This is a genomic window from Bradyrhizobium sp. USDA 3311 (assembly GCF_054062495.1).
The window spans coordinates 2,647,597-2,668,818 of the sequence record NZ_JBSSFI010000001.1; the positions used below are offsets into that span (position 1 = coordinate 2,647,597).

Genomic DNA, 21,222 nt, shown 5'->3' on the forward strand with positions numbered 1-21,222 from the left:
CGGTGCCGCTGAAACCGCCTTGAAACTCGATCAGGCCGCGCTCGAAGCCTTGGCGTTGACGCCCTTGCGCGGCGCCACTGTGTTGAGCATGGTGCCGGCCGCCTTCTCTTCGTTCAGATTTGGTGAGGAAGCACACGATATCATCGTGACCAAGCTCCTCGGCCCGGGCGCTCAGCGAGCTGTTCGGAGTGCTCGACGGCCTGCACATTCGCGACGATGGCCTCGCTCTTCAACAGCGACTGGACAACAATCGCAATGATTCTGACAGGCGTCGCGCTTACATACGGCACGCGCGTGCTGGCACTATGGATGTTTGAGAAGGTCTGATCAGGCGCGGGATGGCGGCCATAAGCCAGACCGATAGAGCCACTTCGCCGGCTAATTTGGGGAGCGCTTTGGTAAGGAACTGTGTCGCTCTCCTGCGCGCCTTAATCGTGCCAACGGATGCTCGACTGTCTTTCAACGCTGGCGCTTGGCTCGTGTGCTTGCAGCCAGGCGCTGGTTCGCAGCTTCAAGCAGAGTCTCATGCTCCATCGCGGAATGCGCCCTGGTCCTGTCGAATGCACTGCGAGTTAAGCGAACAATCTTGATAGGCTGTAGTTCTGTAAGGCCGTGGGGGCTTGCCTTCTCCTCGCTCGTGATTGGTCGATAGGCGAAGTCTGCCTTACCCCAAGGAAGAACGGACTTCCATGCGACGCGCCGGCCGTTTCGGTGTGGGATGCCCGTGAAGTCTTTAGGTCAGCTCAGGTGACGAAATCCCGGTTTAGTGCGCGACCTGCTTGCCGTATTCACAAAATCGCCTTGGATGATACAACTCGGCGCCGTGTCGCCACATTCCGCGGCAACGATGCCGTCAAGCAAGCCGAAACTCGCTGCAATGGGCCATTCGAGGCTGAGAGGCAGTTAGACGCGATGGCTGCAAACGCTCTGCATTTGCAAAGTGGAAGCCGGCCGCCGATTGTGCGATGCGTCAATCGAGTCGTCCGCAATGCCGCGATAAGCGCGGGCATTGCCTGCAGGCGATATCGTGTGCCCAGCAAACAACTGTTGGACGAAATGACTGACGAGATGCGGGTGCATCTCCGTGCGGAAAGCAGCCCCTTCAGTGGAACTCGACGAAAGCCTCGATGCCGGGGTTCCTATGATACGAGGTGAGATTGTTGGCACGCCGTATCTATTCGGGTCGACAAATGAACAGGGCGCAGCGCGCCCAGCAAGGCAATGACCAAGTGCCATAAAAATGAAATGGAGGACGAGCATATGAAGAAACGGTGGGGTTATTTTTCTTTGCCTGTGGTTGTTGCGATTGGTGCGACGTTTGCCGCGTCGTCAACCGTTGCCCAAACTGTGGATACCGCGCGCATCGAGACCGGCGGCCAGAACGACTGGCTGACTTATCACGGTTCCTATAAGTCTTATCACTACAGTCCCCTCTCGCAGATCAATACGAGCAATGTCGGTAACTTAAGCGTTGCCTGGATCCATATTCCGGGACGGTCCACCCGTGGCTTGCAGTCAATGCCGCTTGCGGCCGACGGCGTGCTCTACTACACGGGCTCTTACAGTCGAGTGTTTGCGCTGAACGGCGCGACAGGGGAGGTGATCTGGTCCTATTTCCCCGAACTTGACGAAGCCCTGATCGCGCGGCAGACGCACTCTCCCTATAATCGCGGCGCTGCGCTCGGAGAAGGCAAGGTCTACGTCGGCACGATGGATGGCCGGCTCATCGCGCTTGATATGAAGACTGGAAAGGTCGCCTGGGACACCAAGCTTATCGATTCCCAAAAGCTGACGGTCGGTTTCACCGGCGCGCCCCTCTATGCGAAGGGCACGGTGATCATCGGCGCGCAGGGCGGCGAATGGCCGGGCCGCGGCCCGATCTTTGCTGTCGATGCCGCCACAGGAAAGAAGAAATGGGAGTTCCTGACGGTTGCGGGCACCGACGAAGCCATGAAGACTTGGGGCAGTGACTCCTGGCGCACCGGCGGCGGCGGCGGCTGGATGCCAGGCACCTACGATTCCGAGACTAACACCATCTTGTGGGGCACCGCGAACCCGGCGCCGCTCTACGATTGGTCGGGCTCCGATTACAAGACGCAAGGCGCCCGCCCAGGTGACAATCTCTATACGACCTCAGTGATCGGTCTCGATCTCGATAGCGGCAAACTAAAATTCTATCATCAGGAGCTGCCGCACGACGCATGGGACTTCGACAGCGCGGTCGGTGAGTTTGTAATGCTCGATCGCGACGGGCAGAAGCTCGTGGTGCACCCCAATAAGAGCGGCTACATCTTCGTCTATGACCGCAATTTGGGTATCAAGAATGTCTGGCGGATCACTCAGAACAGCAACTTCGTCAAGGATATCGATCCCAAGACAGGTGAGTTGATCGGCCGTCGCGACTTCTCCGCAGGCAAGGTCAATGAACCCCTCTGCCCGCATATTTCCGGCGGTGTCAGCTTCAACTCGGGTTCATACAATCCGAAGACGGGTCTATACTACAAGCTCGGCCAAGAATGGTGCATGACGCTCGAGGTCATGAAGACCACACCGGTGACCGCGCCCCAAGCCCAGCTCAACATCGGCGCCGACTTTAAGATCGCGCCTCCTCCGGGCGGCGAGATCTACGGTCATCTCGACGCGCGCGACCCGGTGACCGGAGTCAAGAAGTGGGAGGTTCGCTACCCCGAGCCGCCGCTTGGAAGCGTGCTATCGACCGGTGGCAATCTCGTCTTCGTGCCTGACTCGCGCGGCACCCTTCATGCTTACGACGCCGAGTCGGGTGCCGAGCTGTGGAGCCATTCCGACGGCACTGGCCACCAGGGCGGCATCGTCAGCTACGCCGTTAACGGCAAGCAATATGTCGCCGTGACCGCGGGCTTCGGCGGCATGGCGTCGGACGACTACGCGCCGACCTTCGGCGGCGTTTACAAGAGCATGCCGCGCGATGATGGCGCGCTCATCGTGTACAGCTTGAAATAGGGGTTTTCGGACAATCTGGCGGGGAGCGACAGAAGCTCGCTCCCCGTGCCTTGGAACGGTCAGGGCTAACGGAAAGTGGAGTTCTGCGTCATGAAATTGAGCTTGATGGCGCTGGCCACTTGGTTCGCATGTGCCACGCCTGTCTCCGCGCAGACGGATTCCGCTGCGCCGGACAACGGGAACTTCGATGTTAAGCAGCTGTTCGCAACGACCTGCGGCTGGTGTCATTCCGATGGCGGCCGCGCGGCGGGTAAGGGACCGCAGCTCATGAACACGACGCGCGATGACGATTTTATTCGCGACCGTATCAAGAACGGCAAACAAGGCGCGATGCCTGCATTCGATTCTACCTTCAGCGATGCTCAGATCGACCAAATCATCAAGTACATCCGGGAATTAAAGCCGCGAGAGGGATGAGCCGGCGAGTCAAACTCCATGCGCAAGGTACGCGGAACAGAACTGATCCTCCCGCTCATCATCGTGGCGGTGGCAGGTTTGCTGGGGCCGGCACGGGCTCGATCCCTCGAGACAATCCGCTCGGCCGGCGTACTTGGGTTATGTGCTCACCCGAACTCGCTTCCATTCGCGAGCAAAGCCGGGGATCCTCCCGGATTTCAGGTTGAATTGGGACAAGCACTGGCGCGGGAGCTCGGCGTCTCCCTGAGGCTTGATTGGATCATTACCCAGTACCAAATGCGTAGCGCTGGCTGTGACATTCTTCTCGATGTGATCGCCGACCGCGAGGCGCAAGGCGAAACTCACTTGAGGATCTCGAAACCGTACTATCGCACGGGCGTCGCGTTGGCCGTGCCATCCGCCAGCACGCTTACGTCGTTCAAGAGCCTCAACGAGCATACCAAGGTCGGGGTGCAGGTCGGGTCCGTCGCAGCCATGATAATTAGTCAGCGGCACGTACCTACATCGACCTTTGGTTTCGAGAGCGACAGTCTCGAGGCCCTTTCGAATAACGAGATCGACGCCGCTGCGGTGACGCCCACCGTGGCGAGCTATTTCAATCTGACGCATCCCGACAAGGCGCTCCGCATCCTTGATCGCGACGAGAGCACGGTGGATCTCAACTGGAATGTCGCCGTCGGCATGGTTCGCCCTGATGATGCCTTACGCGAAGCCATGGATGGAGCTCTCGATCGGTTACGAACCGATGGCACCGTCGATCGGATATACAAGAGCTATGGCGTCGTACTGCAGGCACCAAGGTAGCCGAGCGTGCTGGCGCCACTCAGCAGACGCACTGTTTTGGGAGGGATCGCGGCCGGTGCCACGATGGGAATCGAGCCGGTTTCCGGTCGGGAACTGTGGAATATCGGTCTCCAACTCTACACCGTCCGCGACCCGCTGAAGGCCGACTTCGAAGGAACGCTGAGGAAAGTCGCGAATTTCGGGTATCGCGAGCTGGAGTTTGCCGGCATTCTCGGGAACGACCTGAGGCTCACCCGCAAGCTCCTGCGCAGCCTGGATCTCACCGCACCATCGCTGCATCTCGACTACGCCAGCCTGCGGAACAACGCCAACTCAGCATTCGACATCGCCCATTTGCTCGACAGCCGGTTCGTCGTTTGTCCCTGGCTGGACGTATCGGAAAGGCAAACACTCGATGATTGGCAGCGGATTTGTGACACTCTGAACACGATCGGTGAACTGGCGCAGCGTTCCGGGCTAACGCTTGCCTATCACAATCATGATTTTGAATTCGGGAACTTGGCAGGTGGCATCCAGCCATACGACGTTCTGCTCAGCCGCACCGATGAGCGCTTTGTCATGTTCGAGCTCGATGTTTACTGGGCAACCAAGGGACATCTCGATTCAGCGCGCGTCTTGAGAGGGCATCCATCGCGATTTCGCCTCCTGCACCTGAAGGACATGGCAAAGGACGGATCGACCATCGAACTTGGTCACGGTACGATTAACTTCGCCGAGATACTCGAAGCCGCCGCGGAGAGCGGTGTGCAACATGTTTTCGTCGAACAGGACGTTTCGGCTGATCCGATGCGGAGCATACAGACGAGCATCGCCTTCCTTAAGCATCAGCGACTTCTGACGCGCAGCTCTGTTTTGCCACGTACACCTTGACGATTTCGACACCGGATTGTGATCCCTCGACTTCGGTGGAGGAGCTAAGATTGTGTTGCCGGCTATCCCCTTGCCGGTCCCAATCGAGAGGCTCAGCCCCAGCTTCGAAGGTCCGGAGCTGGGGCTATTCTCAGATCTCAGCTCTGGCATGCGCGATCGTCTTCATCGGCGCGACCACCGACTTCGCCGATACGCGAATGGTTCGGCTGAAGAATCGCGAAGGCAATGCTGACCTCGTGATGGGGTTGCCGTGCTCGAATCCGCGCCTGCGCCCTTACGATCAGATCACGGCAGGTCGCTTCATAGAATACGAGGGCAAGCTCAAGAAACATGTTGAAGTCGGAGTGCAAGGCATCAGACGGTAATTTATTGCCGGGTCGAACGATCGCATTTGCGATACTTGACCCGGGTCCGTTCGATGGGGGAGTTTTGCAAAAAATTGCTGAAGATCTTTGCGTCGATGTTGATCGCCTTCCTCCCAGCGCTTGCTGTCGTCCAACCGGTGTGGGCGAAGCGTAAGTGGCATCCCATCTTGTGCGAAGTCAATGCTCTCTTGTTCTTGGTCCGACCGAAGCCCTTATCCGAATAGCCAGCGCCAGAAGCGTTGCCAGAAGTTTGCTGGTGTCTCTCCTGCGAAGAATTGATTTTTGGTCTCGCGCTCCCGGGTGCGCGCCGCAGCGATCTTGTCGTCCGACCATGGGACGTCCCAAGCAACTGCGTTCTGTCGTATCCAGTAAACCTATCAGACCTCCCTGGGCTTCTTCGATCTGGCGACCGCCGCTCCCTCCATGAAAGCGGTTCTGGAAGTCCGTTCACCAGGCTTGACCGGAAGTCCTCGGTGGCCTGTCAAACCGACGCGATTGACCTGAACTGCCCACCATCCTTGCGACGCGCACCGATGCACGCCAGCGTCGGGCTGGGAGAAGGGGCAGGTCGAGAACCAGGTCGGGCTGGTCAGGGAACGCTTCTTCACGCCGCGGCTGCGGTTCAAAAACCTCGACGAGTTAAACGCCTGGCTGCTCGACAAATGCATCGCTTACGCCAAGGCTCATCGCCATCCGGAACTGGTCGATCGGACGATCTGGGAAGTGTTCGAAGCCGAACGCCCCAAACTCGTTGCCTATGCCGGCCGCTTCGACGGCTTCCATGCGGTGACGGCGTCGGTCTCGAAGACCTGCCTGGTGCGCTTCGACAACAACAAGTACTCGGTCGCAGCATCGTTGCCGAGCACCCGGGATCCTTTGGCCGCGGCGATACCGTCTACGGCCCCTGGCATATGTGCCGGTGCTCGCCCGCAAACCCGGCGCCTTGCGCAACGGTGCTCCCTTCAAAGACTGGGTGCTGCCAGCCGCGATCGAGCGGATCCGGCGCAAGCTTGCCAGCACCGACGATGGCAATCGGCAGATGGTCGACATCCTCAACGCGGTGCTGACTGACGGTCTGCCCGCGGTGGAAGCGTCCTGTGCCGAAGCGCTCAGTCACAGCGTCCATTCCGCCGATGTCGTTCTCAATATCCTGGCCCGTCAACGTGAACCCGACCCACCGGCCAACATTATGACGCCGGCCGCACTGACGCTCCGTCATGCACCGATCGCCGATCGTGCCCGCTACGACAACCTCCGGAGGACCATCTGATGGAACGATTGATTTTATGACGGCCCATTTTTCAGACGGGGGCTCATGAGCGTCAAAGCCATGATGGCGACCATTCTCCAAGACCAGATGACGTTGCGTGGCGTGAATTCGCTGTCGCCCTCCGACTATGAGCAGATCGTCGAACTGCTGATTGAACAGCTCAGAGAGCTTGAGCTGGCGGCGCGAGAGGTGACCGACACGCGCGAGCGTTAGCCGACGAGCTGGCTGATGACCGAGGAAAAGCGCAATCAGGCTGAGGCGCGACGAATTGCAAAGGTCCCCTACCTTAGCTCGGACCGCTGCTTGTGTCGCGATGACATCAAATGATCCGGCTGCGGCGCCGCTCAAGCCGCTACGACGCGCAAAGAGGACATTCACCGTCAGCGGCTTCACTTAGCTGCCGACCAATCTCGCCCATCAGAGCCTTCGGCTCCGTGGACGATCTGACCGGGGACGTCTTCCACGTGATGCAGCAGAAAGACAAGTTGTCCGCCGTCGTCGTGGACCGGCGTGTTGATCGGCTGCCAATGGCGCTCCACGAAGGAACCGGCCGTGTCCTTGATGTCGTAGCGCTGGACGGCCATGGCGTGCGGCCTCCCGGTCTGCGCGACCGTCTTCAGCGAATTGTACAGGTTCGTGACCCCGTCCGCGAACGGTTGGTCCGGATCGTCCGGGAAGACCTCGAACAGTGAGCGTCCGAGGATGTCGGCTCGACTTGTAAAGGTCACGACGGCATACGCGGCGTTCACGTCGACAATCTGTAGCCCGGGTCCGGGATCGAGCAGCAGATAAGGATGTGGCGAGGTCCGCGAGAAACTCCTCCCGGATCCGCGAAGCGTCCGCGCCGGGGAGCTGAGGGCCCCGACGCTCGCGGCATCGAGCACCGCCAGTTCGCGCAACTGACTAGCCAGCAGTTTTTCCAGCGTCCTCCGCTGGATTTAGTCGGGCGCGTCTTCCAGCAGTTTGCGGAAATGCGCGATGTTCTGCTCGCAAATGAACTTCTTCATGTTTCCGTCGGTCGGGTGATGTGGGGCCCACCCGCTGCGATCCCGGCGCAGCCTTGGGCCCGTTCGGTCCGATGAAGTGACGGAAAGATGCCACGGGACGCAAGGAGCGTCCAGCGGCCTCGCTGCGGCGTGAGATGCCTCGGCCGCGTCGCGTGCGGCTTCTTCCGAACAATCCCGTGTAGAGGCAGATCAGGAACAACAAGAAGTGAACGGTTGCTCACCACGCCAGCCGTCAGGTTCTGAGTTCGGATGCCGCGCCTGCGCGGTAACTTCCGGCCTCGCATTTCATTCCTCCCGAGCCCAGAGGCTCGAATTGCTCACACTCGCCGAGGGATTTGCCGACCATGTCGCCGAGCGGTCTCCTCACGCGATCTTGAACCGCAGCGGCGCTATCGCCGGCACGTTTCCTCGGAAGCCGGGTTATTGCCTTAGGGGTCTTCAAGCGCGCTGCAGCATGCCTCGTACCAATCAAATTCCGTCTTGCCCGCGTTGCAGGACGCCGATGACGTTGGCCACGCCTCGAACAGGCAAAGGGTCTCCAGTTTGGCGATGTTTCAAATGCGAAGCGGTGGATTGATTCCGGTTTGAGCCGCGGTCCGGTGCGCCGAAGATCATCGACCAATCTTGATTATAGCGCGCTCAAGTCGTCCGGCACCTCGCCGAACTTCCGGATCACCTTGGCGTCGCCGAAGTCGCCGCTGGCCGGATCTCCGGTCCGCGAGAAGGCGACCGCGCCCATGACGCCGGGCTTGCGCGAGAGGGTCTCGGCGCGCATCACGGCGGCGGTGGCTGAGAGGCACTCCGTCGCCTCGCCGACGGCGATTCCATCGTCGGCGGCCACGAAGGGCAGGGCAACGTAGGAGGTGACGTCCATCGCGGTCACTCCTTGCGATCGCGCGATCGATCGAACCGGCCTCGCGCATAGCCGGTGGAGACCGACGCTTGTAGCGCCTCGAGCTCTGCCTCGAGAAAACCGTTGGCCACCAGCAGCGCCTTCACCGCCTCCCGGGCGTCCCCGCGGCAGGTCGCGATGGCCTGGTCGGCGGCGAACTCAAGATCGCCCTCGGAGGGCGCAGCGGGTTCGGGTGCAGCGAGCGTGATAGATGTTCGTGTTTTGTTCAATGAGAGTCAAGCGGGCGAACGAACGGCAAGCTCAGGCACGCTCTGCCGAATTCGTCCGCCCGCCCCAAAAGGGGCGCCGAACCTGCGCTAGATCAAGGTAAAAATACCTACGGAACAGATCGCGAAAGTTCGCTAGCCCCATAGCGGAGGAATGAAATGGGCATCCTCGGTCGGGCATCGTGTCGGAACCAGGCTGCCACGTTCGTCTTGAATCCAAGCCGCCCTGAACTGGAGTTCTGCGTACATGGCCCCGCGCGCCAACTGGAAAGGCTTCCTGCGTCTGTCCCTCGTCACCTGTCCGGTCGCGCTGTATCCGGCGACCTCCGAGAGCGAGAAGATCTCGTTCAACCAGCTCAACCGGCAGACCGGCCACCGCGTCAAGTATCTGAAGGTCGACGCCGACACCGGCGACGAGGTGGCCAACGAGGACATCGTCAAGGGCTACATGCTCGACAAGGACCAGTTCATCGAGGTGACGAAGGAGGAACTCGAGGAGATCGCGTTGGAATCCACGCGCACCATCGAGATCGATGAGTTCGTAGACAAGACCGACATCGACCCGCGTTACCTGATCCGGCCCTACTATCTGCGGCCAGACGGCAAAGTCGGGCACGACGCCTTCGCCGTGATCCGCGAGACCATCCGTGAGATGGACAAGGTCGCTATCGGTCGCGTGGTGCTGACCAACCGCGAGCACATCATCGCCCTCGAGCCGATGGACAAGGGGCTCGTCGGCACCCTGCTGCGCTACCCCTACGAAGTACGCTCGGAGCTTGAATATTTCGACGAGATCCAGGACGTGAAGGTCACGAAGGACATGCTCGATCTCGCCAGGCACATCGTGAACCAGAAGGCCGGTCGGTTTGACCCCGGCAAGTTCGAGGACCACTACGAGACCGCGCTGATCGACCTCATCAACAGCAAGCGCAGCGGCAAGCCGATCACTCCGAAGGAGAAGCCCGCATCGACCAACGTCGTCGACCTGATGGAGGCGCTGCGCCGAAGCGTCGGCGGCGCTGCGGCAGAAGCCAAGGTTCCGAAGAAGCTGGCCAAGAAGCCGCGGAAGGCGGCGGCCGGCCAGAAGGAAATGCTGATGTCGATCGCTGGCAAGAAGCCCGCGAAGGAGGCGGCGGCGAAGAAGCCCACGGCCAAGCCGCAGCGGAGGTCGGCGTAGTTCTCACGAGGTCTAGCCGAACAGGTGCGCAAGCCAATACGCCGCCGCTGCGGCCAATCCACCGACCAGCAATGTTTGCAGCGCCGACTTGATCTTGTTGACGCCTGTGAAGTGCCCTTTGACGGCTCCGAAGCAGAGCAGGGCCAGGCCGGTCGCGGCGACCGAGATCTGCAGGGCCGTCCCGATGTCTTTCGTGAACATGTAGGGCACGAGCGGAATCAGGCCGCCCACCACGTACGAGCCGCCGATCGTTGCAGCGCTGATCGGAGCCCGTTTCGGATCCGGGCGCTCCAATCCCAGTTCGAAGCGCATCATAAAGTCGACCCATCGCTGCCGGTTTGAAGCGATGGCGCCAACGACGGACTTCAGCACATCTCCTTCGAGACCGTACTCGCGGAAGATCTGCTCCACTTCGTCGATCTCCCGCTCGCGAAGGTGATCGATTTCGTGATGCTCGCGCTGCTCTTCGGCGGCGTAGTGCTCGGCGTCCGTGCGCGCGGCGAGATAGCCGCCGAGGCCCATCGCGATGGCGCCGGCGACCACCTCGGCGAGGCCGGCGGTGACGATTACGTCCGTGTTGGCGACCGCCGCGGAAAGACCGGCCGCCAGCGCGAACGGCACGGTCAGGCCGTCGGCCATCCCGATCACGACGTCGCGGACGCTTTCGGAGGAGGTGAAGTGCTTTTCGATGTGCGGGGTGGCTGGCACAGGGACGCTCCAGGTTGGACGGCATTCGCGGATTCGAAGAGGGCTGCCTATTCGGCGGCCCTCTTGCGGCCGAAGATCATGGACGCGACCAGATTTTCGCGATGCTCGAAGCTTGCGATCAGCACGCCGATAACATGCGCGACGACCAGGCCGACGGTGAGATTAGCCAGAAACTCGTGGACGTGTTCGATCAGCTTGGAGCCGCAGTAGGCGTCCGTGGTCATCATGTAGCCCGTGGCGCAGGTGCCGACCAGCGCGACCAGGAGCGCCACGATCATGGCTCCGCCCGCGGGGTTGTGCCCGATGAAGCGGGGCGCCCTGAGCATTGCGATGTCGCGAAGGTAGGCGAGGATCTCGCGCGGCGGGCGAACGAAGTTCGCGAATCGCGCATGCTGCGGACCGACGAGGCCCCAGATGATGCGAGCGCCAAGGAGGCCAGCGATGGCGTAGCCGGCGGCGACGTGCACCCGCTCGATCTCGTCGCCGGTGGCATAGGCTACGACGAATAAGGCGACCAGGGACCAATGGAAGATCCGGACGAACGGATCCCAGACCTTGATCGTGGCCGGCGGCGTCGCGCCGCCGGCTCCGATCTTGTTGCTCACGATTCTCATTTGCCGACCATCACATCTGGCCGATGATCTGGCCGTTGGTCGGGTCGACGAACAGCTCGACCCGGTTGCCGCTTTTGTCGAGGGTGTAGAGTTCGCCGCAAGCGTTCTTGAGCTTGGCCTTCTGGACCTTGTAGCCTTGGGCCTCGACCTTGGCCTGCAACTGCGCCATCGGCAGCCACTGTGCCTCGGGGGCCGACGTGCACGGCTTGCCGAGGCTGACGGCCTGAGCGGACGCCGCAGCCCCGAGCGCCATGGCGACAGTGGTGAGGATTGCGATCTTGCGCATAGATGTCTCCTGAAAGTGGCCGGCCGCACCATGCGGCGGCGATGCGGGCAACCTGCCAGAAGCGGCCTGACCGACGCCTGTTGAGCCATGTCAGCGATTTGTCAGCCGGGGTTTGGCATCCATATCTTTCGGATGACGAGTTGCCCCATGAACCTGCGCCTGCCTCGCCTTCGCGCCCTGATCCTTGCGGTCGCTCTACTGGCCGCGGGCGGCGGCGCATCGTCCTTCGCCCGGGATCACGACGATGCGCGGCGGGCCGTCGAGGCCGGCGAGATCCGTCCGCTTGCGGACATTCTGAATGTCGTCAGGGGGAAGCTGCCCGGCGACGTCGTCGGCGTGAAGCTCGAACGGGAAGCCGGCGTCTGGATGTACGAACTGCGGGTCGTCGACGACAAGGGGCGGCTGTTCGAAATCCATGTTGATGCCCGCAGCGGCGAAGTCGAACGGACGAAGGAGAAGTGATGCGCGTGCTAGTTGTCGAGGACGACCCGAGGATCGCGTCCGACGTCGCGCGCACGCTCGAGGCCTCCGGCTACGTGGTTGAGACCGTCGCCAACGGTGAGGACGCCTGGTTTCTCGGAGACACCGAGGATTTCGGAGCCGTTATCCTTGATCTCGGTCTGCCGGGCATGGACGGCCTCGCGGTCCTGAAGCGCTGGCGCGCCAACGGGCGCCACATGCCCGTTCTCATCCTCACGGCGCGGGGTAGCTGGGCGGAGCGCGTAGACGGGATCGACGCCGGCGCCGACGACTACCTGCCGAAGCCTTTCCGGATGGAGGAGTTGCTGGCGCGGCTGCGGTCCATCGTGCGGCGCTCGGCGGGACATGGCTCCTCGGTCATGACCGCCGGCGAGATCGTGCTGGACGAGCGGCAGATGAAGGTGACTCGCCGCGGCGTGCCGATCACGCTCTCGCCGCTCGAGTACAGGCTGGTCGCCCATCTCCTCCGGAATCGCGGGCGCGTCGTCTCGCAGCAGGAGATCGACGAAAACGTCTACGGTCACGGCGAGGAGCACGACTCCAACACGCTCGAGGTGCTGATCGGCCGCGTGCGCAAGAAGCTGGGTGCCGATGCCATCGAGACGCGGCGCGGCTTCGGTTATCTGATGCCCGAGGAACCCGCATGAACCGGCATTCGCTCAGGCTGCGACTGGTCGCAGGCGGGGTCATTGCGATCCTGATCGCGCTTGCGGTCGCCGGCGGCGCGCTCGTCGTGGTCTTCGAACGCCATATCTCGCGCACCCTTGCCCAGGATCTCGACGTCCATCTGAAGCAGCTTCTCGCGGGTATCGACGTCGATCCGCAAGGCAAGCTGGTATTGACGCAAACGCCGGTCGATCCGCGGTTCGCGGATCCTCTGTCCGGGCTCTACTGGCAGGTCGGCGACGACGGCGGGCAGGTCCTGCGTTCGCGCTCCCTGTGGGACTCCGCCATGACGCTCCTGGCCGACCGGCTGGGGCCTGGCGAAACCCATCAGCACGAAGCCACGGGACCCGGAGGCCAGCGCGTGCTGGTCGCCGAGCGCGCCGTCACGCTTTCCGCGGACGGGAAGCCGGTTGTCGTCCGCCTCGCCGTCGCCGAGGACCTGGCGAGGGTGTCGGCCGCGACCTTGGCGTTCGCCAAGGACCTTGCGATCGCGCTCGTTCTGCTCGCCTGCGTGCTGGCCGCTGCGACGTGGGTCCAGGTCGGCGTCGGCCTGCGTCCCCTGGCAGCGCTGCGCCGCGGAGTGGCGGATATCAGGGCGGGCCGAACCCGGCATCTGCCGTCCTCGGTCCCGACGGAAGTCGGGTCCCTGGTCGAGGAAGTCAACGCGCTCATTGATGCGCAAGAAGGCGAGATCGAGCGGTCCCGCGGACGCGCCGCGGACTTGGCGCACGGACTGAAGACGCCGCTTGCGGCGCTCGCAGCCGATGTGTCGCGCCTCCGCGAGCGGGGCGAGCGCGACATCGCCTGCGACATCGAAGCCGTCGGCGAGGCGATGGGGCGCCACGTCGACCGCGAGCTCGCGCGCGCCAGGGTCCGCGGCCGCGCCAGAGGTAGCGCCCCAGCATCCACTTCCGTGAAACCGCTCGTGGGATCCATCGTCGCGACTTTGTCGCGCACTGCCGACGGCGGGCGAGTGAGGTTCGAAAACCTGATCGCCGACAGTGTTTGCGTCCCACTCGACAGAACCGACCTCGCGGAAATCCTCGGGAATCTAATCGAGAACGCCGCTCGCCACGCCGCGGGATGCGTACGCCTCACGGTCGATGGAAGCCGGCCATCCGTTGCCGTCGAAGATGACGGCCCAGGCATCGAACCTGTCCACCTCTCGCGCGTGCTGGAGCGCGGCATCCGCCTCGACGAGCGAGGTGGCGCTGCGGGCCTGGGTCTTGCCATCGTGCAGGACGTTCTGGACGCGTACGGATGGGGACTGGAGCTCTCCACATCGGAGCTCGGCGGTCTGAAGGCGGCAATCGCTCCGAGACCTGCGCTGCTCGAGAAGCGAAGCGGTCCGGCCGAAAACGCGGCCCCGTCCACAACTGTTGCGCAGCAAGCCTGACGGTTTGCTGACATCGGCCGTCAGCGGCTTGAGGGCCGGGCTGGAGTAACGGTTGCGCGTGCGGCAGACGCCGCGCCTCCAAAACGAGAGATCACAATGCGCAAGCCAGTCATCGACGCCGCCATCGCCCTGTTCGCCACTTCGACCGGCAGCGCGTTGGCGGAAGACGCCGATACCTCTTTCCACCGGGCCTCGCGAACTGGGGCGATGGCGGCGGACCAGCTCAAACGGCAGATCGACGCCCTCGGTTACGATCTCGGCAGCTTCGAGCTGGACGACGGTGCCTTCAAGACCCGCATCGTCGACCGTCAAAGCGGACTCCCGGTGAAGGCGCAGTTCGATAAAGTCACCGGCGAGTTGCTACGGGCTGCTCTCGGTTCTCGATGAGCGTCGATGCCGGGACCGGGGGGCCGGATTCTTACGGTCTCCCCGGTGCGTGATCATTTACGATCCGTGACTACAGTGCGTTCGATGAAGAGCGATTACGATCCTCGGCGCGAAGCGGAAGCGGCCATGAAGCTCGCCATGGCCGCCGACGGACCGGAGCGACAACGCCTGATTGGCCTGGCCATCGCTTGGCAACAGCTTGCCCTTATGCACCCGGCCTCGACGCCCAACGGCCGCAAGGAGCAGGCCGCCTAACCGGGCTCCGACGGGCACTCGGGACAGGTATCACCGATCGTGTCGATGAAGTCTTGCACCACGGCCACGGCTTTCTCGGCGGAGACGCCGTCCGGCGGATCCCGGCGGGCGATGTCGAAGGCACGCTCGCGGGCGTGCGGATCGGCGCGGTCCCGCATCCAGCCGTGCTCCTCGCATTCGCGGATGGCGCCGGCCTCCTGCAGCAGGGAGATCGCCCAGCCGCGTAGCGTCCGGATCGTGGGTCGCCTTTCCTTGAGCATCAGCATCGAGATCCCTCCTGCCAGGGCGAATCCTTCCGCCCCCTTGCTCGTTCCGGGCGGTTAGCACGGAGCAGGGATTCCCAATCAGCAGGGCTAGGGATTGTCCACGTGTTCCGCAGCGCCAGAGTTCAGAGTGTCTCCTCAAATTGGCAAGCGCTGGGCGGCTCGTCTGTCGACCCCCCGCTCCGGAGCGGCGCCTTCCTGTCGCCGACTGTCCTCGCTCTAGAGATCTGCCGGGATTATCGGGTCGTCCGGCTCGTGTGGGCCGGGAACGTGGCCGGAGGGAACGACCTGGGATGCGCCGAGGATGTGTTTTTCTTGATCGTCAAAGAAAATGTGTGCGCCCAATGCCTTTGGGGCGTACGCCCACGAAATGCGCTTCGTCGGCTGGCGTTCCCTAATCTCGCAGCGTAACCGCGCGGTGGTGTCCGCAACTAATCTCGAAGCAGACGTGGGCTAACGGTAGATTTAGCTCTTTTCGACATCCTCTCAAAGCCCCTCAAGGGGTTGCGGACCTTTCCTTCAACGGCTTGTCCGATACTGATTTCCGCAAGTTGCTCCGGATCGCCGTGCGAGCCATCCGGTTCGAGCATAGCTGAGACGCTCTGGCGAATGGACTGAAGGGTTGCTACGCTAGAGGGACGGGGGCGCTGGATCATCGCCTGCGAAATGCGGCGTCGAATAGCGCCGCAAGACGCTGGCCACCTCGGCGGGATCCGCGCGTGGAGTAGGATACTTGCCGCCCCCCTTGCGAGCGCGGGCGTAGTGCTTCGTGGCGCTTTCATCCGATGCGTGACCCATCAGCGCCGCCACGACTGCTCGGCCGAGCTGTTTTGCTTCCTCAGTCTCAGCCTCCTTTACATAGGTTTGCTTCCAGCGTGCGACCGCTGCGTCTCGCACCGATGATAAGGTCGGCCGACGCTGTTTGTCCTTTCGAAAGAGCTTCTTTGTGACGCGGAGCATGAAATCTCCAAGTGTATCATGCAGCGTTTCGTATCTCCCTTCCTGTGCTGCTTTGGCCGATGTTTCTATCCACATTGTTAGGAAGCGCACCTGATCCGCAGGGAGGTCCTCCCACAGCAAAGTCCGCCTTTCGCCGTGGGCGCGGCCATTGCCTTGTTTTCCGTTCGCGAAGGTCAGCTGAAACTTGAAACCAGTCACCTGGGCCGGACCGAAATTGGCCGTGGGCCACTCGGTGAATCGGGCCCCGGCGAGCGTTCCCGCCTGCAGATAAGCGACAAGCGATTGCCGGTTAGGGCTTTTCGTAGCTAACGCGGCATAGCAGATGCGGTCCAACTCGTCTTCGATCCCTTTCTGCTTGCATTGCGACGTGCGCAACTGCCTCTTAGGCTCCGGTTTTAGCTTTTCGCGCGGTGTGTACATCAACTTAATGGCAGCGCGACATTCGGACGCGTTCTCGGGAGACAAGTTCGCTATCTCCTCCCATACGGCGACCAAAGAGGCACGATTCTGGCGGAAGCTGTCATACGCAAGATCTGTGCGCGTCATTAGGTGGCTAGCAACCTCGATCGGAGACAGTTTGCGGCCCGCGGCGCGGGATGCCGAGGCTTCGTACTGCCGGGCTCGGTCGCGGTACTTGGCGTCGGTGGCCGGCGTGCGCGTGGGCATCGACTACTTCCGCCAGGGCGGCATCAACAGGTCGTGCTTGTGGCAGTGCGAGTTTATCTCGCGCACGAAATCCTCCACCGCTGCCTTGGCTGCACGCAGATAATCGGGCGCGTACGGCGAATAGATCAGGGTCGTTTCGGGCGAGTCGGGGGGCTTGATGTGGCCCAGCCACTGCCCGATTTCGGCACGGTCGACGCCCTTCTGCAGCATGTAGCGGGCGACGGAATGCCTGATCGAGTAGGTGTTTTCGCCGCCGGGAAGGCCTGCACGCTTGCATGCAGCACCGAAGCCGGTGTCGATTTCTTCGACCGCGGCTCCGCGCCACGCGACCAGCGGGCCGGGCGGCAAGCTGATCGCCCACGGCATAAGCGTATTGGTGATTGGCAAGTCAGGGCGGTACTTGTCAGTCTGGATACGGCCCTTCGCATTCAGGTGAAAAATATTACAGACGCCATCGATCTGATTAGCTTGCGCTTCAAGAATTGCGCCAATGCGGCTTGCTGTATTGAGGAGGAAAACGTTGGCCACGAGGAGGTGCAGATAGTCCAACTGATCGATTGCCGCAGCGATCTCAGGCGCCGTCATGACGCGGCCCTTCGCGGGCGCCGAACGGGCGTCATTTTTGCTCATGATATAGGGGATATGCGGAACGCTCTCTTCGGCCAGCCGGCGCTCTCCAACCGCTATCTTGCATGCGCTCCGCAAAACAGTGAGGGTCCGAGCCACCGTTGAAAGAGCAAGACCTTCCCCTTCTGCAGCCTTACGAAAGTCGTCGAAATCGCTTTTGACCATGGTCGACAAGATCGAACCGCCGATGAGGCGGTTGATGCGTTCAATTGCGATGTTGGTGAATTCCGCCGACTTGAGCTCGGCAGCGTGCGGCTTGTAGAGCTCAAGGACCTCAGTGACGGTCTGAATCGGCTTTTGAACCAGCGCGTCGCCGGGGTCGCCCGCGATACCGCGGGCGACAAGGCTTTTCACTTGGGCGATCGCATTCTCTAGGTCGCTCGTGCGCAACGAGCGGTGCACCATCTGGCGCTTTTCGCGCACGTAGGTCGCGACGTAGTAGTTCGGGCTGTTGCTTGCCTTGCACAGCTCGAACTCACCGATCGAATGGACGCTCGTGTACCTCATCAGACACCAGCGCCGGCCGCGAAGTCACGCACCGCCTGAGCCGAAAAATACAAGATCCGGAAGCCGTCGATCGTGCGCAGGCGACCGTTCCGGGCCAACTTTCGCACGGCGCCCTTGCTGAGCCCGAGGACCGCGGCCACCTCCGTGGTGGAGAGCAGCTGATACGGGGAGCAGTTATTGATGTCGATCATGATAGGGTACTCCTTCATTTACCATAGATATGGCTTTATTAGCCACTAGTCGACTAACGCCGCCTCCGAACGTCATGCGAGCCACGGCAACGGTCAATGACGCGGCCCAACAAGAGGCGGGAAAACCTGTTAAGAGACGAGATTCCTAGCAAAAACTCCAATTCTGCCCGGAGCCGGATCCGGTGGACGGTGCCGGAAGGTAGGAGGCGCAGCACGTAGTTCGGGGGCATCCGGCGGTGACAGCGGTAGTAGCCAAGCGTGAAGGCGGCCGCCTGGACGGCGAGGAGCCGCCGCAGGCGTACCAAGTAGTTCACGCGCTCTTGGAGCCTACGCGCTGACGGGGGCACGGGTCGCTTCCAGCGTCTTGCGCAGCTCGCCGCCGACCCGCTGCCACCAGAGCGCGATCTCGGTGGCGCAGGCCGTGGACTGGAAGATGTGGACACCGAGCCGCGCAGCGAGCTCATCGAAGTTCATGAGCAGCGCCCGCGTCGGGTCGAGGGCGGCATCGGCGCAAACCTGCAGGGCCCTGCCGGCAACCAGCGGGATGCGCAGGATCGGGATCTCTCCCGCCGCGGCCAGCAAGCGGTCCAAGTGGCCGCGCTGCTCGCTGCCGACTGACCAGTCGAAGGGGCCCGCACGGCCGGAAAGAGCCAAGGCGCGGGGCAGTTGGGGAGCGACCTTCTGAAGGCTATGGAGGTGCTTCTCGGCCTGGGTCATGTGCTCGGAGGAGTTCGTAGTCATAACGATTGACAGCGCCTTCACCTGCATGGCGGCGAGCGTGGCGTCGAAGTTGGTGGCGGCCAGAACCTCCAAACGATGGCCCGACGTGCCGCCCGCCCAATCGACTACAACCGCGGCGCCGTTCTTGCGGGCCTCTAGGACCGATTCAAACATCGGAGAAAGCACGCCGACCAGGCCCCCGTTGCGGGTCCCGGCGGAGGCAAACTCCTCCAGATTGATGAAGACGATTTCCTCCTCACTCGCGGCGCGGCGGCGGCTGCTCTCGATCTGGACCCGGATGACCTTCCGTCCGACTTCGCGGTAGAGATGGGCGACGCGGTGGGCCAAAACCGTCTTGCCGATCGACGTGCCGTCCGCCGTGATCTCCACGAGGTCCGGGAAATTCGTCGTTTTAGTCGTCTTCATCGTTTTCGCTCCTGATTTGATCGAGAAGTGCCGCGGTGCGGCGGGTGTGTGCCGGCAGATCGAAACCTGCCGGTCCGCCCGGAGAAACCCGGACAGAGCTGGAGCCGGGCATGGGAGCTGGCGGTTGTTGACGGGAAGGGCGTCTGGGCAGGCCGCCTACTGACGCGTTTTCTTGCTCGTGCGGGGCATTGCAGGCTGGTGCAGGGATCGGCAGGGTCATGCAGGGACCGGCCGGCCGCAGGTTGGTGGCGCGGCGGCCGGCGCGTTCTCGCGCACGGCTCAAGGCGCTCGTAACCGTCCCCTCCGGCAGCACCGAGCCGTCCCTGCGCGCGACCCCGGCGGCCGCGAGCACCTCGCCGATATCGGCCGCGGTTGCTCCGTTGGCGGCCAATCGTTCGAACAGGGAAAGGTTTTCGTCGAAAACATCCTGGAAACGGATGCGGCCAAACATGGTTTTGGCGCGCCGTCCAATTGTGATGAGCTCGTCGCGGAATTCCCGCGGCAGGCGGTTGAACAGGGCTTTACGGGGCGCCGTCGATGCCTCGCTGCTCATGCGGGCACCCGCCGGGAAACGCAGCTGCTTCCATGAACCTTCCAGGAAAGGGCAAAAAGGCGCGGAAACGAACCTTCACCGGAAGTAACGAGCTGGAACGAATGTGAACCAAAATCAAGGACATGCGTCGCCGAGCGCAACCTTGACATGGTAGGGGTCACAGGTTCGATCCCTGTCGTGCCCACCATCCTTCGCTCGCGATAGCGAGAGAAGGATGCCGCGCCGGAGCCCAAAGGGCGAAGGCGGGCTGCAGCCGCGAGCTTCGGCCAGGCAAGCCCAATCCCCCTCTACTTCAGTTCCGTATTCGCCACCGGCATGATCGAGGCGACGTGCCAGCCGGCCGCATCCTGCACGTAGGTCTGGCTGATCAGAAACGTATTCTGCTGCGCCGGCTTGCCCGGAAGTGCGCGCGTGAAGACGATCGGGACGAGGATCTGCATGACCTCGTTCGAAATCACGGCGACGTGGAATTTCGACATGTCGGGCTCGAGGTGCCAGGTGCCCTCGTAATACGTCTTGAACCGGGTGGCGACCTCGTCGCGGCCGCGTGTCTCGATGCCTCTGGCAAACAGCAGCGTGCCGGGCGAATTCAAGAGCATCGCCTTCACCGCATCGGCATCATGCGCATTCTGTGCCGCGATGAATTTCTCGAAGATGGCTCGTGCCTCGGCGTCATTCGCGGCAGCCTGCGCGCCTCCGACTGACCAGTACGTGGTGGCGAGAAACAGTGCCGCGGCCACCGCCGCAACATGACGGCGTCGTGAAGAACGTCGTGGCCTGACGTTGCTTGGAGACATCTCGGGTCGGATCATGTTCACCTCTGGTCATCTGCCGGCGGCATTTGAATGGTACTCATCATACCATTGATGGCTGCGTCGACGTTTTCAGAATTGCACGATCGGCGATAACCCTGACATCACGGAAACGTAGGCTTTGGGACGTCATAGGACGAAACAGGCAAGCTCTCGCCGCCAACAGCAAGTTGAGTTATCGTGCTGTGGCGTGAAGTAACCCGGATGAAGGTTGCCCATGAGCGTGTCCGTCATCGAACAGGCAAAGATCCAGGCCCAGGTGCTGGTGCCCTTGGTCAAGGCGCTCCAGGCCGAGCTCGGCGAGGCGCGCGCCAACGCGCTGGTGCGCAAGGCGCTCGGCGATCTCTATCGCGGCTTCGGCGAGGAATTCTGGAAAGCCAAGAACGAGAGCGATCTCGGCAAGGCCGTCTCGTCGGCGTTCAGGACCTATGCCCGCGACGATGCGCTCGCCTATGACGTGATCGAGCAGAGCCACGACGCCTTCGCGTTCGACGTCAAGCGATGCGCCTATGCCGAGTTCTACAAGGCGCTGGGCGAGCCGGAGCTCGGTTTTCTCCTGGTCTGCACCGCCGACTTCGCGACCGCGGAAGGGTTCGGCCCCGACGTCAGGCTCACGCGCACGCAGACGATCATGCAAGGCGCGCCGCATTGCGACTTCCGCTATCGGCGCGATACGGGCGGAACGTGACGAGAG

General features: G+C 62.2%; 27 protein-coding genes and 2 pseudogenes. 13 read left to right on the top strand and 16 right to left on the bottom strand.

The features are described 5' to 3' along the window. Positions 1-30: 30 nt before the first annotated feature. Positions 31-221: pseudogene (locus ACVWW6_RS12435) on the bottom strand (DUF892 family protein); the annotation flags it as partial. A gap of 1,039 nt (positions 222-1,260) precedes the next feature. On the opposite strand from ACVWW6_RS12435, the gene ACVWW6_RS12440 reads away from it, so the two are divergent. The 4 genes from ACVWW6_RS12440 (at position 1,261) to ACVWW6_RS12455 (ending at position 5,073) form a co-directional block, all read left to right on the top strand. Next, complete coding sequence (locus tag ACVWW6_RS12440) at positions 1,261-2,982, top strand: pyrroloquinoline quinone-dependent dehydrogenase (RefSeq protein ID WP_271612768.1); 1,722 nt, start codon at positions 1,261-1,263, stop codon at positions 2,980-2,982. 90 nt (positions 2,983-3,072) lie between these two features. Beyond that, positions 3,073-3,399, top strand: a complete 327-nt coding sequence (locus ACVWW6_RS12445) for a c-type cytochrome (RefSeq protein ID WP_162185850.1) — start codon at positions 3,073-3,075, stop codon at positions 3,397-3,399. Between the two features lie 18 nt (positions 3,400-3,417). Next, a complete protein-coding gene (locus tag ACVWW6_RS12450; protein WP_028175753.1) occupies positions 3,418-4,203 on the top strand; it encodes a substrate-binding periplasmic protein in 786 nt (261 codons plus the stop codon). Between the two features lie 6 nt (positions 4,204-4,209). Continuing rightward, positions 4,210-5,073, top strand: coding sequence for a sugar phosphate isomerase/epimerase family protein (locus ACVWW6_RS12455; protein ID WP_028175754.1), 864 nt, complete (start codon positions 4,210-4,212; stop codon positions 5,071-5,073). 137 nt (positions 5,074-5,210) lie between these two features. On the opposite strand, the gene ACVWW6_RS12460 is transcribed toward ACVWW6_RS12455, so the two are convergent. Continuing rightward, complete coding sequence (locus ACVWW6_RS12460; RefSeq protein WP_456680792.1) at positions 5,211-5,405, bottom strand: hypothetical protein; 195 nt, start codon at positions 5,403-5,405, stop codon at positions 5,211-5,213. A 564-nt stretch (positions 5,406-5,969) separates the two neighbouring features. On the opposite strand from ACVWW6_RS12460, the pseudogene ACVWW6_RS12465 reads away from it, so the two are divergent. After that, positions 5,970-6,708, top strand: a pseudogene (locus ACVWW6_RS12465) (IS21 family transposase); the annotation flags it as partial. 45 nt (positions 6,709-6,753) lie between these two features. Next, the gene (locus ACVWW6_RS12470) at positions 6,754-6,921 is read left to right on the top strand and encodes a hypothetical protein (protein ID WP_166466006.1); all 168 of its coding nucleotides are present in this window, start codon (positions 6,754-6,756) and stop codon (positions 6,919-6,921) included. A 176-nt stretch (positions 6,922-7,097) separates the two neighbouring features. Here ACVWW6_RS12470 and ACVWW6_RS12475 read toward each other — a convergent pair whose 3' ends face one another. The 3 genes from ACVWW6_RS12475 to ACVWW6_RS12485 all read right to left on the bottom strand — a co-directional run bounded on the left by ACVWW6_RS12475 (position 7,098) and on the right by ACVWW6_RS12485 (position 8,837). After that, positions 7,098-7,607: a PAS domain-containing protein gene (locus ACVWW6_RS12475; RefSeq protein ID WP_271612767.1), complete on the bottom strand. Its 510-nt coding sequence runs from the start codon at positions 7,605-7,607 to the stop codon at positions 7,098-7,100. A gap of 736 nt (positions 7,608-8,343) precedes the next feature. Continuing rightward, positions 8,344-8,589 (bottom strand): hypothetical protein, encoded by a 246-nt coding sequence (locus ACVWW6_RS12480; RefSeq protein WP_028175757.1) that lies wholly within the window; start codon positions 8,587-8,589, stop codon positions 8,344-8,346. 5 nt (positions 8,590-8,594) lie between these two features. Then, positions 8,595-8,837 (bottom strand): hypothetical protein, encoded by a 243-nt coding sequence (locus tag ACVWW6_RS12485; protein WP_404524174.1) that lies wholly within the window; start codon positions 8,835-8,837, stop codon positions 8,595-8,597. 244 nt (positions 8,838-9,081) lie between these two features. On the opposite strand from ACVWW6_RS12485, the gene ku reads away from it, so the two are divergent. After that, positions 9,082-10,011, top strand: a complete 930-nt coding sequence (gene ku, locus ACVWW6_RS12490) for a non-homologous end joining protein Ku (protein WP_028175759.1) — start codon at positions 9,082-9,084, stop codon at positions 10,009-10,011. Between the two features lie 12 nt (positions 10,012-10,023). Here the strand turns inward: ku and ACVWW6_RS12495 are convergent, their stop codons facing one another. From ACVWW6_RS12495 to ACVWW6_RS12505, 3 genes are read right to left on the bottom strand one after another with little or no spacing between them, the layout of a single operon-like run. After that, entirely contained in the window at positions 10,024-10,719 is a 696-nt protein-coding gene (locus ACVWW6_RS12495) for a VIT1/CCC1 transporter family protein (protein WP_271612766.1), read from the bottom strand. Positions 10,720-10,766: 47 nt separating this feature from the next. Then, positions 10,767-11,333: a cytochrome b/b6 domain-containing protein gene (locus ACVWW6_RS12500; protein WP_404524173.1), complete on the bottom strand. Its 567-nt coding sequence runs from the start codon at positions 11,331-11,333 to the stop codon at positions 10,767-10,769. A 10-nt stretch (positions 11,334-11,343) separates the two neighbouring features. Continuing rightward, on the bottom strand, positions 11,344-11,619 hold the full coding sequence (locus tag ACVWW6_RS12505; RefSeq protein WP_028175762.1) for a PepSY domain-containing protein: 276 nt from the start codon (positions 11,617-11,619) through the stop codon (positions 11,344-11,346). 147 nt (positions 11,620-11,766) lie between these two features. Here ACVWW6_RS12505 and ACVWW6_RS12510 point away from each other — a divergent pair, with 147 nt between their 5' ends. The 5 genes from ACVWW6_RS12510 (at position 11,767) to ACVWW6_RS12530 (ending at position 14,803) form a co-directional block, all read left to right on the top strand. Beyond that, on the top strand, positions 11,767-12,081 hold the full coding sequence (locus ACVWW6_RS12510; protein ID WP_271612764.1) for a PepSY domain-containing protein: 315 nt from the start codon (positions 11,767-11,769) through the stop codon (positions 12,079-12,081). After that, entirely contained in the window at positions 12,081-12,746 is a 666-nt protein-coding gene (locus ACVWW6_RS12515) for a response regulator transcription factor (protein WP_028175764.1), read from the top strand. Before ACVWW6_RS12510 ends, ACVWW6_RS12515 begins: the two co-directional genes overlap by 1 nt. Then, positions 12,743-14,161: a sensor histidine kinase gene (locus tag ACVWW6_RS12520; protein ID WP_271612763.1), complete on the top strand. Its 1,419-nt coding sequence runs from the start codon at positions 12,743-12,745 to the stop codon at positions 14,159-14,161. The genes ACVWW6_RS12515 and ACVWW6_RS12520 overlap by 4 nt, the downstream gene beginning before the upstream one ends. A 96-nt stretch (positions 14,162-14,257) precedes the next feature. Beyond that, the gene (locus ACVWW6_RS12525; protein ID WP_456680793.1) at positions 14,258-14,548 is read left to right on the top strand and encodes a PepSY domain-containing protein; all 291 of its coding nucleotides are present in this window, start codon (positions 14,258-14,260) and stop codon (positions 14,546-14,548) included. Between the two features lie 84 nt (positions 14,549-14,632). Then, on the top strand, positions 14,633-14,803 hold the full coding sequence (locus tag ACVWW6_RS12530) for a hypothetical protein (RefSeq protein ID WP_248894156.1): 171 nt from the start codon (positions 14,633-14,635) through the stop codon (positions 14,801-14,803). Here the strand turns inward: ACVWW6_RS12530 and ACVWW6_RS12535 are convergent. The 8 genes from ACVWW6_RS12535 to ACVWW6_RS12570 form a co-directional block, all read right to left on the bottom strand. After that, positions 14,800-15,069 carry a hypothetical protein gene (locus ACVWW6_RS12535; RefSeq protein WP_456680794.1) on the bottom strand — a complete coding sequence of 90 codons (270 nt, stop codon included), beginning with the start codon at positions 15,067-15,069 and terminating at the stop codon, positions 14,800-14,802. The genes ACVWW6_RS12530 and ACVWW6_RS12535 overlap by 4 nt on opposite strands. Before the next feature lie 216 nt (positions 15,070-15,285). Next, the gene (locus ACVWW6_RS12540; protein ID WP_390892862.1) at positions 15,286-15,411 is read right to left on the bottom strand and encodes a 5'-nucleotidase; all 126 of its coding nucleotides are present in this window, start codon (positions 15,409-15,411) and stop codon (positions 15,286-15,288) included. Between the two features lie 285 nt (positions 15,412-15,696). Then, on the bottom strand, positions 15,697-16,692 hold the full coding sequence (locus ACVWW6_RS12545; protein ID WP_404524170.1) for a hypothetical protein: 996 nt from the start codon (positions 16,690-16,692) through the stop codon (positions 15,697-15,699). 3 nt (positions 16,693-16,695) lie between these two features. Beyond that, a complete protein-coding gene (locus tag ACVWW6_RS12550; RefSeq protein WP_271612759.1) occupies positions 16,696-17,826 on the bottom strand; it encodes a tyrosine-type recombinase/integrase in 1,131 nt (376 codons plus the stop codon). After that, positions 17,826-18,017: a helix-turn-helix domain-containing protein gene (locus ACVWW6_RS12555; RefSeq protein WP_271612758.1), complete on the bottom strand. Its 192-nt coding sequence runs from the start codon at positions 18,015-18,017 to the stop codon at positions 17,826-17,828. Before ACVWW6_RS12555 ends, ACVWW6_RS12550 begins: the two co-directional genes overlap by 1 nt. Before the next feature lie 327 nt (positions 18,018-18,344). Further along, positions 18,345-19,163, bottom strand: coding sequence for a hypothetical protein (locus ACVWW6_RS12560; protein ID WP_271612757.1), 819 nt, complete (start codon positions 19,161-19,163; stop codon positions 18,345-18,347). Then, positions 19,150-19,716 (bottom strand): hypothetical protein, encoded by a 567-nt coding sequence (locus ACVWW6_RS12565; RefSeq protein WP_271612756.1) that lies wholly within the window; start codon positions 19,714-19,716, stop codon positions 19,150-19,152. The genes ACVWW6_RS12560 and ACVWW6_RS12565 overlap by 14 nt, the downstream gene beginning before the upstream one ends. A gap of 287 nt (positions 19,717-20,003) precedes the next feature. Then, a complete protein-coding gene (locus ACVWW6_RS12570) occupies positions 20,004-20,456 on the bottom strand; it encodes a DUF4440 domain-containing protein (RefSeq protein ID WP_456680795.1) in 453 nt (150 codons plus the stop codon). Between the two features lie 289 nt (positions 20,457-20,745). On the opposite strand from ACVWW6_RS12570, the gene ACVWW6_RS12575 reads away from it, so the two are divergent. After that, the gene (locus ACVWW6_RS12575) at positions 20,746-21,216 is read left to right on the top strand and encodes an L-2-amino-thiazoline-4-carboxylic acid hydrolase (RefSeq protein WP_456680796.1); all 471 of its coding nucleotides are present in this window, start codon (positions 20,746-20,748) and stop codon (positions 21,214-21,216) included. The last annotated feature ends 6 nt before the right edge of the window (positions 21,217-21,222 follow it).